A 7,924-nucleotide genomic window follows, 5' to 3' on the forward strand; every position below is an offset into this window, starting at 1 on the left:
AGAAAGGCAGGCTAAAGGATTAACTTATTTATGTCAAACTACGGTTACACTAAGTGTAAATAAATAATTACAATTGTGTTTTTGCATGTTCCTAAATTATGTGTTTAATTAAATATAAAAAGTTACTTATTCTATTAAGTATTTAAAAAGTAATATTTTACTAACACTTAAGTAAGATATACTTTTATTTTCATCTGAATTTACAGTTAAACTAAGACATTATTCATTCTTTTAACAATTAAACGTATTGTGAAATAAAAATTATCAATGGAAAGAATATCTGTTTGTCTTAGGAAATTAGTTGTATCCGTTCTATTCGCTATATCAGGGGAAGCTTATGCTTCATCGTTTATTAGCCCAGCGGATCAAGAGGTTATCACTCAACAACAAAAAGCGTTATTGCAGCAGGCTCAGCAGCAACGGGAGGCGTTGCGTAACAACATCACTTTATCGCCAGATTTAGCGCCTGAAATTGATGGTGCTAAATCTGTCTGTCATACCGTTCACCATATTCAATTTGAAGGCACTGAGAGCCTTTCCCTGTCAGCGCGGGAAAAGCTAATACAGCCTTATTTATCCCGTTGCTTAACCTTGCCAGATATTAATGAACTGGTGCGTAAAGTATCGAATGCCTATATTGAGCGAGGTTATGTCACTTCTCGTGCTGGACTCAGAGCACAGGATTTATCCACCGGTATGCTCATTATTACCGTGAGTGAAGGCAAAGTTGAATCAATCACACTTGATGGTGAGACACCACTTTCATTGAAAATGGCCTTTCCGGGAATGGTTGGTAAAACATTGAATCTTCGGGATATTGAACAGGGGATGGAACAACTGAACCGGCTTCCTTCCCAGCAGATAACCATTGATATTCAGCCGGGAAAACAGCTTGGTTATTCTGCGGTTATCTTAAAACGAATATCGACTCGTTTGCCGGTTGGCGCCAGTTTGGGGGTGGATAATAGTGGTCAAAAAAGTACTGGTGCCGGGCAAATTAACGCCAGTGTGAATGTAGATAATCTATTACGCCTTGCTGACCAATGGTCATTATCTGCCAGCCGCAACAGCGATTTCCGTAATAATCACCGTAGTCGAAGTTTCTCTTCCAATGTGACGGTTCCTTATGGTGACTGGTTGTTCAGCTATCAATATGCGTGGAACGATTCTTTTCAGAAGGTTCCGATTGGCTCACAAACCTACCGCTATGAAGGTGACAATCAGACTCACCGGCTAGTAATAAACCGGACGTTATATCGTGACGGTGAGCAGAAACTGACTCTGAATGCAGGAATAACACATTGTCAGACAACGAATTTGTTTGCAGGAAAGAAATTATCCATCAGCAGCCCGACATTAAGTGTTGCCAATCTTGGTATCAATTACAGTTCGGTACTGGCGGGTGGCTATATCACGTTCAACCCTGCATTGAGTTATAGCTTACCCGTGTTAGGTGCAACAAAAGATGACCCGTATTTCCCGGATGCTCCACGTAGCCAATTCCGCAAATTCAGTCTGAGTGCTAGCTATTTTATCCCGGTCACCGACTCCATTTATTACCTCTCATCTGTTTACGGTCAAACCACACCGTACAACCTTTATGCCAGTGAACGTCTCTCATTGGGTGGGCAATACTCTGTTCGGGGATTTAAAGAACAATACCTGACCGGCAATCGCGGTGGGTATTGGCGTAATGAGCTGAACTGGCAGATTGCAACTCTTCCTGTAGGTGAACTTGCCTTAACAGGGGCGCTGGATACTGGCTGGTTACAGGGAAAAACCGGACAAATCGATGGTGGTAATGTTACCGGTACAGCGCTTGGCATATCACTGACTCACCGCAGGTTCAATCAAACGATGACATTGGGAACACCACTGATTTATCCAGACCATCTGAAACCGGATAACTGGGTAGTTTACTGGTCTGTATCACTGATTTTTTAGCGATGTAATACGGGTATATACCAATAACTTTGTACTCAAATTAAGAAAGGACAGAATAATGGATAGACGTAACGGCCCTATGGCAAGGGGCGCTTGTTATCTTTTAATTTATCTTACTGCCGTATATCCCCTTCATCCTGCTATTGCGGCTGGGATCGCGCCAGATAATAACCGAACACAGGTACAAAACCAGGGTAATGTGCCGATCGTAAATATTGCTACGCCTAATGGTGCAGGAATATCTCGCAACACCTATAAAGAATTTAATGTTGCCACTCAGGGTGCCGTATTAAATAACGCCACTCAGGCAGTTAAATCACAATTAGCCGGACAACTTAATGTTAACCCTAACTTGAATGGAAAATCGGCTGAACTGATTATTAATGAAGTTACTGGCAGTGGACGATCTAATCTTCAGGGAAAACTAGAGATAGTTGGTCATAAAGCCAATGTGATGATTGCTAACCCCAATGGCATTACCTGCGATGGCTGTGGTTTTATTAATACCGGCAGTGCAACATTGACTACCGGTAAGCCTCAATTTGATAAACAGGGTGCGTTGGAAGCACTGGAGGTTAAAAAAGGCCAGATTACCATTGGTAGCAAAGGGCTGGATGGCAAATCGACAGATTATATCGATATTATCAGTCGAGCGACTGAATTAAATGGAAAAATTCAAGCTAATAATTTATCCCTGACGCAGGGAGCTAACCGGATTGATTTTAACGATGGCACAGTGAAAAAAATCACTTGAGAAGGTGCTAAACCTCAATTAGCCGTTGATACCAAAGCATTAGGCGGCATGTATGCCAATAAAATCCGTTTGGTTGCTACAGAAGATGGTGTCGGTGTTAATCTTAAGGATTTAATCAGCAATCAGCGTGATATTACCTTAAACGTTAATGGCAAAATTGAGCTGGGAAATGCCAAAGCCAAAACGGATTTTAATCTTAGCGCTAAAGAGACTCATATTGCGCAAAATATCAAGGTACAAGCGGAACGGGATATTACTCTGGCAAGTACTAAATTGGATAATAAAGGGAGTGTAACTGCGGGCCGGGATATGCGGATATTTGGTGATACTATACGTAATGCCGGAAATAAATCACTTCTGCAAGCTAATAATAATATGTGGTTACAGAAAGATGCTCAGGGGAATAAGAGCGCTCTGATTGAAAACAAGTCTGCGACGATAAAGACTGTGAAAGGGGATTTGGTTGTTCGCACTGATAAACTGGATAATATCAGAGATCAAACCATAACGGAATGGAAAACTATCCCGGCTGATTCAGTAGAAATTAATAAATGGGCTGGTAGTTTTTATGGTATTAGACAAGGTGTTGATTCCGTCATTACATTGGCTGTAAAACTGAAAGATTTTAATCGTGATAAATGGTTTGGTATTGTTGATTTATTAAAAAATAACTTTATCAACATTAAACAGGATAGATTTTCAATAAAGGCGATAAGCCCAGCGGGAAATATTATTTCTGGTGGTAATGCTTATATTAATGCAACTAATTTGCGAAATGATGTTTCATCTATATATGCAAAGCAGGATCTTATTCTCACTGGGGAAAATATTGATGTTATCAGCCGTCAATTAGGTAAGAAAAATACATTTTGGCATTATACTACATCAAACCCTCTGGTTGGCAGTGAATTCAAAGATGATGATGCACTACCTGGTGATTGGGATTTATTTTATGTTTATGAAGACGCAGAGTATACCAAGCAAGGAGAGTTATATACTTGGTGAGAAGAAAGTTATATATCGTCTTCAATTAGTGCGGAAAAAAATCTAGTAGCGGATTTTAAAAATAACTTAAATATCAGAACGTTGATTCCTGATGATGCAAAAAATCTGTCAGAAGTAACTGTAACTGCTCGACCTGACACATTATCAGCAAAAAACATTTTGCTTCACGCGGGTAAAATCAATATTACTGATAAACTAAAGGCGACTGATGGGTTAAATATTATTTCCGAGAATGATATTAATCTTAATAATGCCGCATTGATTTCGTCAAATAGTTTATCTATAACAGCAGCTAATAACATTAATGCCTTGCAAGGTGAACTAAAAGGTAAAGATGTAACTATTATCAGTCGCAACGGGAATATTCAGTTTCAGAGTAGTAGTAAGCCAGAGTATTTTAATCCTGATAATACGCGTAAAATAAGTAGCCTGGAAGCTACGGGTGATTTACTCTTACATGCAGGTAAGAATATTCTGCTTCGCAATATTTTCTTAACGAAAAGTCATAATATTTCTTTATCTGCGAATAATGATATTACCATTGATAATAACAGTGATTTATTGACACATAAACGAATGGGAGACGTGACCGCTGAGAGTAAAGAACAAACGCTCTTTAATCAGATGTTATCTAAGCTAGGTAAGCTTGATGCCAAAAGCTCGGTTGTGATTAATGCTGGAGGCAATCTATCTGTTAAGGGAGTTAATATCTCAGCAGTAAAAGATATCAACTTAACTTCTGCAAAAAGTATTGATCTCACTCCCCGTGAGTTATCACCTTCGTTGAGTAGATTATTTCCCTCGTCCCGTTCTGGTGAGTTAAGTAGCCGGTTAACCGCAGGAAATAATATCAATATTATCAGTGGTGCAGATATCAATGGCAAAGCGGCTCAAATTAACGCTAAAGGTAACACATTATTATCAGCAGGTCGGAATATTAACTTATTAGCGCTGGGCTATTCCGCTATTGATAACAATAAAGATGATCGCCATATTGTTGCTGTAGTTAATGGTGGAAAACAGCTTACCCTGGCTGCTAATGGAACGCTGATTACCCAAGGCGCGACATTAAGCTCAGGCGGAAATACAACGATTTCTTCCGGCGGCAATATGCGTTTTGAATCAGTGCAGAATCACTCTTACCGAGAAAAAGGCAGGGAATTTACCGAATCAGTCACACAGCAAGGTACTGCATTGACGAGCGGCGGTATACTAACTGTTATTTCAAACGGCAGTATTCTTTTCCAAGCCACTAAACTGACGGCCAAAGGTGCAATGGACGTCGCGGCGAAAGGTGGCTATCTATACGCTCAGGCGATGGAAGAATCCAGCCATGATGAGAAAACAGAAACCAAACGTAAGTGGTATGGCAAAAAGAAAACCATTAAACGTACCCGTCATGATGTTACTAATAAAGTCACTGAATTTACTGCTGGTGGTGATATTAATCTGTTAAGTCGGGATGACAGCACTTACGAAGCCAGTAAAATTGCGACTAATAAAAACGCCAAACTGACCAGCACTCACGGTAAAGTCAATTTTAAGGCGGTCAAAAATACCGCTTTTGAACAGACTATTACGTCTTCCAAAGGCTTTTATATTAAGCAAAGGGATAAAGGTTATACCGAAACCCAATGGGTATTACCGCAGATTTTCACTGGTGGAAAACTGACAGTAGAAGCGGCTAAAGGTGTCAGCGCGGATATCAAAGCTAAAAATGGTCAGTCATTGCAAAATGTCCTGGCCGTATTGGGAAATACGCCAGAAACAGCCTGGTTGAAAGGGCTTCGTGAAAATAAAGATATCCAATGGAATGTGGTCAAAGACGCTTATGACAGTGGGATCACAAGAGCCAGCATTTAAACCCAGTGGTTTCTGCGGTAATTGCGATTGCGGCAGCGGCAGCAACCGCAGGCAGCTCTTTAGCGGCATCTGTTGCATCTTATGCGGGTAATAGCGTTGCGGGTGGGGCGTTAACTGCGGGTATGTCATCACTGGCGGCACAGGCGGCGGTTGCTATTGTGGATAATCAGGGGGACATATCCAAAGCGCTAAAAGTATTAGGTAGCAGTGATGCGGTTAAATCAACAATTACCTCAATGGCGATTGGTGGCGCATTGGCCGGATTTGATTCCTACATGGGATGGGATAAAGCGGCTGATGGTACTACATTAGATCCCACAAAAGCGAAATTACCCCAAATCAGCAATGGTGATTGGAACAAAGTCGTCCAACGGGTGGCTGGTCAATCCATTATTAGTTCCAGCCTGAATACAGTCATTAACGGCGGCAGTTTTAAAGATAATTTGACTACGGCTCTGTTGGCTAATATTGGCAGCCAGATTAATGCTGAAGGCGCCAGATTGATTGGTGATAATGGCGAGGTATTGGGAATACCGGGTAAAATGTTAAGCCACGCGGTTGTAGCAGGGGTCAGCGCTGAAATTGGCAGAGGAAATGTTAAAGGCGCAATGGCGGGGGCTTTGGCTGCGGAATTGGCTGGCGTCATGATGGGAGATAATCTCATCAAAGCCGAAGAATGGCAGAGAACATCGGAACGGCAGGCGCAAATTGCCCGTGTTTTTGGCGGCTTTGCCGGAGCAGTATTTACCGGTAAAGCAGATGGCGCTTACAGTGGAGCGAGCAGTGCAGAAAACACTTTCCGTTATAACTATCTGGCCCATCATCAGCGGGAATTAATGGAAAAAGAGCTTGCCGCTGAGTCCAGTTACCTTAAAAAAGCGCAGATTTTTGCTAAATGGGGCTTGATTAGTCACACACAAGATGGCTATCTGGCCGCGGGTTTTGTATCCGGTATTCCATCAGAACTCTATGATAGTGTGGTGGCAATTGTCGGCGCGGTATCTAATCCTTCGGAAGTCATTGAATCGCTTAGAACACTGTTGATTCAGGAGGATATGCCCGGTTTTATCTGGCAGGCAACAAAGGATAGTTATCTCAAGCAGCTTGATACTGTCAAAGCTGAATATGAAAAAGCGGGTCCGGGAGGGGCTTATAATGCGGGTCTGGAGATAGGAAAACTGGTTACTGGAATAGCCAGTATGGCCGGCGGTGGCTTTGGTGCGGTCAAAGGGTCTACATCTGCCACGGCTAAATTGTCGAAAGTCATCTCAAAAGATCCGCACCCAACAGTAGACATACGGAGTGTATATCGGGTAGAAAAAGATGGTAGTAAAACCCAAATGGAGTGGGGAGGAGATATCTATAAGCAGGGGTATCCTTTTGAGGATTTTGTTGCTACGCAGATGCCAGCAGGTTCTCGGTTGCCTGAAAGGTTTGAGGTTTTTGATTTTTATGATGGAAAAACAGGTTTGGCTATCAGTGTAAAAACATTGGATACACGTACTGTTTCCAGAATTAAGAATCCAAAACAACTTTATACTTCTATAAAAGGGAATATAGATGCCACAGTAAACTTTACCGAGGCGAGACTGGGTAAAAAGAATTTAAATGCGGGAATGATTTCACAGCGTGAAGTTCGGATTGCTGTACCCAAAGCTACAACAATAGAACAATGGGAGCAAATTAACCGTGCAATATCTTATGGCTCAGAAAAAAATGTTAATGTCAAAATTATAGTGGTGAAATAATGAGCGAAATTTTTAAACGATGGAGAAATGCTAGATGCATGTTTAATGGCGATTTTTACTGCATTGAAACTTTTTCTGGTTATCGGATGTTAGGCGCTGATCCACAAGGGAGTTACTATTTGCTATCTCCTGATGTAGATGATGAGCAATTAGGTATGGCAGTTCTTGATGCGTTATTTAAGAGTCGGCTCATTCCTTTGGAAGAGATAGATGATTTCTTTGAGCCAGAGAAGTGTGATGGACAATATAAAGAATGGATTGATGAATTAATCAAAACTTATGGTTATCGTTCAAAACGTCGATTATTTAAAAGAATGCGAGATTGTGGTATACAATTGCTGGATGGAAATATCACAATACGACCTACTGGTCATGAAAAACTTGAGCTCTGGACAGGAAAAGGCATTGTTGAATCTGATTATGTCATCATTCCGGCAGACAGTTCCCCTGCGGAAGTGGGTGCAGCATTACGGCTGGCTTTTTCGCGTTGCAGAAGTTATGTTTGACGATAAGGTAACAGTTTGCTTTTGCATTAATTATTCATGATCTTTGATTTAGAGAGTTAATTAAGGTGGACACGTAATAGCTATTATGTGTCCGCTAATTATTT

2 protein-coding genes and 1 pseudogene are annotated in these 7,924 nt (G+C 41.2%); all 3 read left to right on the forward strand.

Translation table 11 applies throughout. The annotated features are described in order from the left end of the window. Nucleotides 1-267 precede the first annotated feature (267 nt). The 3 genes and pseudogenes from LG003_RS12490 (at nucleotide 268) to LG003_RS12515 (ending at nucleotide 7,820) form a co-directional block, all read left to right on the forward strand. Nucleotides 268-1,944 (forward strand): ShlB/FhaC/HecB family hemolysin secretion/activation protein, encoded by a 1,677-nt coding sequence (locus LG003_RS12490; protein ID WP_262980864.1) that lies wholly within the window; start codon nucleotides 268-270, stop codon nucleotides 1,942-1,944. Between the two features lie 58 nt (nucleotides 1,945-2,002). Then, nucleotides 2,003-7,314: pseudogene (locus tag LG003_RS23460) on the forward strand (DUF637 domain-containing protein). After that, the gene (locus LG003_RS12515; RefSeq protein WP_112877565.1) at nucleotides 7,314-7,820 is read left to right on the forward strand and encodes a contact-dependent growth inhibition system immunity protein; all 507 of its coding nucleotides are present in this window, start codon (nucleotides 7,314-7,316) and stop codon (nucleotides 7,818-7,820) included. The pseudogene LG003_RS23460 and the gene LG003_RS12515 overlap by 1 nt, the downstream one beginning before the upstream one ends. Nucleotides 7,821-7,924 lie beyond the last annotated feature (104 nt).

This window comes from Photorhabdus kleinii, from assembly GCF_025384885.1.
Classification (GTDB): Bacteria; Pseudomonadota; Gammaproteobacteria; order Enterobacterales; family Enterobacteriaceae; genus Photorhabdus; species Photorhabdus kayaii.